Origin of the sequence: Bradyrhizobium sp. (assembly GCF_027451485.1) — a bacterium.
Classification (GTDB): Bacteria; Pseudomonadota; Alphaproteobacteria; order Rhizobiales; family Xanthobacteraceae; genus Bradyrhizobium.
This window is the reverse complement of record NZ_DAIDJE010000169.1, coordinates 1-3,149: the sequence shown is the minus strand read 5'-3', so window position 1 is coordinate 3,149 and position 3,149 is coordinate 1. Positions and strand designations below refer to the sequence as shown.

Annotated in this window: 3 protein-coding genes; all 3 read right to left on the bottom strand. The window is 63.0% G+C overall.

What is annotated here, in order from left to right; genetic code table 11:
* On the bottom strand, nucleotides 1–210 hold a 210-nt coding region (locus NEZ08_RS20455; RefSeq protein ID WP_298110971.1), incomplete at its 3' end, for an acyl-CoA dehydrogenase family protein.
* Nucleotides 211–214: 4 nt separating this feature from the next.
* A complete protein-coding gene (locus NEZ08_RS20450) occupies nucleotides 215–1,408 on the bottom strand; it encodes a CaiB/BaiF CoA-transferase family protein (protein ID WP_298110968.1) in 1,194 nt (397 codons plus the stop codon).
* Nucleotides 1,409–1,544: 136 nt separating this feature from the next.
* The gene (locus NEZ08_RS20445) at nucleotides 1,545–3,074 is read right to left on the bottom strand and encodes a class I adenylate-forming enzyme family protein (protein ID WP_298110965.1); all 1,530 of its coding nucleotides are present in this window, start codon (nucleotides 3,072–3,074) and stop codon (nucleotides 1,545–1,547) included.
* Nucleotides 3,075–3,149 lie beyond the last annotated feature (75 nt).

Sequence of the window (3,149 nt, the reverse complement as noted above, 5' to 3'; positions counted from 1 at the left end):
CGCGGCGTCCATGATGCCGAGGCCGGAACCGCCATATTCCTCAGGGATACAGATGCCGAGCCAGCCGGCATCGGCCAGCGCACGGTGAAAATCGGCCGGATAACCGCCTTCCTTGTCCTTCTTCAGCCAATAGGCGTCATCAAAACGGGCGCAGATTTTTGCGACCGCGTCGCGGATCGATTCCTGGTTGGGGCTGAGCGCGAAATCCATGGTTTCAAACCGCCGGTGTGGCGCCGTCGCGCACGAGGTTTGCGATCTCTTCCGTCGAGTATCCGGCCTCCTTGAGGATTTCGCTGCCGTGCTCGTTCAGCCGCGGCGCGAGCCGCGAAGGCTCGACTGGTGTCTCCGACCATCGAGCCGAAGACTTCATGCTGCGGATCTTTCCTTCGCTGGGATGATCGACCACCGGAAAAAAGCCAGTCGCGACCAGATGCGGGTCCTCCAAGATGCTTTCGAGATCGTGCATCGGCATCACGGGAACATCGGCTTTGGTCAGCAGTTCGATCCATTCCGACGTGCTCTTGGTCTCGAAGATACGGGCGAGTTCGGCATAGACGATGTCGATGTTGGCAGCGCGCCCGGCGAAGGACGCGAAGTTCGGATTTTGCCGCAAGTCGTCGCGGCCGGTCGCCTGGAAGAAGCTTGCCCACTGCTTGTCGTTGTAGACGATCACGCAGATATAGCCGTCAGCGGTCTTGTAGGGCCTGCGGTCGCGCGACAGGTGCCGCGCATAGCCGCCCTTGTCGAGCGGCGGTTCATACGTCAGGCCGCCCATGTGATCGCCCATGACGAATCCGGCCATGGTCTCAAACATCGGAATGTCCAGCCGCTGGCCGCGCCCGGTGCGGTCGCGATGCACGAGGCTGGCACAAATCGCCCCCACCGCCGTCAGGCCGACAATGCGGTCGACCAGAGCATTTGGAACGTAGCGCGGCACGCCGTCGCTCGTCTGCGCCATCAACGCCGGTAAAGCGGTCGCGCCCTGGATCAGGTCGTCATAAGCCGGCTTGGCTGCGTAGGGACCATCCTGCCCGAAGCCGAACACGCCGGCGTAGATCAGCCGCGGGTTGACGTCGGAAACGACGTCATAGCCGAGTTGCAGGCGCGCCATCGCCTGGGGCCGCACATTATAGACCAGAACATCGGCGCGCTTGATCAGACGCAGCACCGCCTCGCGGCCGCCCGGCTTCTTCAGGTCGAGCGCGATCGAGCGTTTGCTGCGGTTGGTATTGAGGAAAACCGGCCCCATGCCTGGATGCCGCGTCGGACCGATAAGCCGTGTCACATCGCCCTCGAGGCTCTCGACCTTGATGACGTCTGCGCCGTAGTCACCGAGCATCTGTGTGGCGTAGGGTCCCATCAGCACGGTGGTCATATCGATGACTTTGACGCCTTCCAGCGGCCCCATGAGCGGCATTCTCCCAGCGATCTGTTGCCGCTATCTGCGGTTATCGGTCTAGTAACGCCCACCGATGCGCGAGATCAAGGCTACCCAAGGTATAGCCGCATGCGTGACGGCCCATAGCGGCATCCCAGCCCGACGATCACTTCCGCAGCATCTGCCGCAGTTCCGTCTTCAAGACCTTGCCGTAGTTATTCTTCGGCAGCGCATCGAGATAGACGTAGCGCTTGGGCCGTTTGAAACGCGCAATCGAGGCCAGACAATGCGCGTCCAGCCTGGCGTCGTTGCGCGTTGCGCCCTCCTCCAGCACGACGCAGGCAACCACGATCTCGCCCCAGTCGGGATCGGGCAAGCCGATCGCCGAGACTTCGCGCACATCGGCGTGCGTCAGCAGCGCCTCTTCGACTTCGCGCGGATAGATGTTGGTGCCGCCGGAAATGATGACGTCCTTGGAACGGTCTGAGAGGGTGAGAAAACCATCTTCGTCGAGACGCCCGACATCGCCAGTGCGCAGCCAACCATCCTTCAGCGTCTCCGTATTGGCTTTCGGATTGTTCCAGTAGCCGAGCATGACAGCCGTGCCCTTGGCTTCGACCTCGCCCGTCTCGCCCGCGCCAAGCACCTCGCCATCCTCGCCGGTGATGCGGACCGACATCACACTCTGCGCAGCACCGACCGAGGCCAATCTTTCCAGATAGCGCGGATGATCGGTGTTCATGTGCCATTCGCGGCTGAGCGCCGTGATCGTCATCGGCGATTCACCCTGGCCGTAGATCTGCACGAAGCGCTGGCCCATGACCGCGATCGCCTCGCGGATATCGGCGAGGTACATCGGCCCGCCGCCGTAAATGATGGTGCGGATGCCTTCGCCGTTCTCGCCGCGCCGTTTGGCGGCATCGATGAGGCGGCGAACCATGGTCGGCGCACCAAACATCACGACGTTGTCGAGTTGACGGGCGAGGTTGAGCACCTCGTCCGGATCGAAGCCGCCGGATTCCGGCACCACATGCCGTCCGCCCATCCGAACATGCGGAAGATTGTAGAGGCCTGCGCCATGCGATATCGGCGCGGCATAGAGCGAAGCGTCTTGCGGCGTCGCTGGATCGACGTCGGCAAGGTAGCACATCGACATCGCCACCAGATTGCCGTGACTGAGCATCACGCCCTTCGGTCGCCCGGTCGTGCCCGACGTATAGAACAGCCAGGCGAGGTCGTCGACCTCACGGGCCAGCGGCGCCGGCATGCCCTCGCCTTCGCGCATCGCACGGTAAGCATCGCTGTCAACCGACAAGGTCTTCATCGCTGCCGGCAGGTCGGCCGACGCCGCGGTCAGCGCTTCGACCGTATCGTCGGAGACGAAGGCCAGGCTCGCGCCGGCGTCGCTGCAAATCCACGCCGCTTCACGGCCGTGCAGCTTGGCATTGATCGGGATCGCAACCGCGCCCATCCACCAGATGCCGTACAAGCATTCGAGATACTGCGTGCAGTTGGAGGCAAATAGCGCGACGCGATCGCCGGGCTTGATCCCGTACTCGCGCGCCAGCGCGACACCGATCGCTGCCGCACGGTCCGCAAAGGTCCTGTAGTCAGCGTCGAGATCAAGGCCGGTCAGAAGCGCCGGCGCCTCCGGGCGAAGCCTGGCCGTCGAGGCAAGCCATTCGGCGATATTCATCGCTCAAAGCCTCGCCTACTTCGCGGGCTCCAGGATCGAAACATAGTTGGCGACCGCCGCACCGCCCATGTTGAA

What these genes read in the sequence shown, in the direction of transcription:
- NEZ08_RS20450 (WP_298110968.1), bottom strand. Translation starts at nt 1,408, where the DNA reads ATGGGGCCGCTGGAAGGCGTCAAAGTCATCGATATGACCACCGTGCTG.
- NEZ08_RS20445 (WP_298110965.1), bottom strand. Translation starts at nt 3,074, where the DNA reads ATGAATATCGCCGAATGGCTTGCCTCGACGGCCAGGCTTCGCCCGGAG.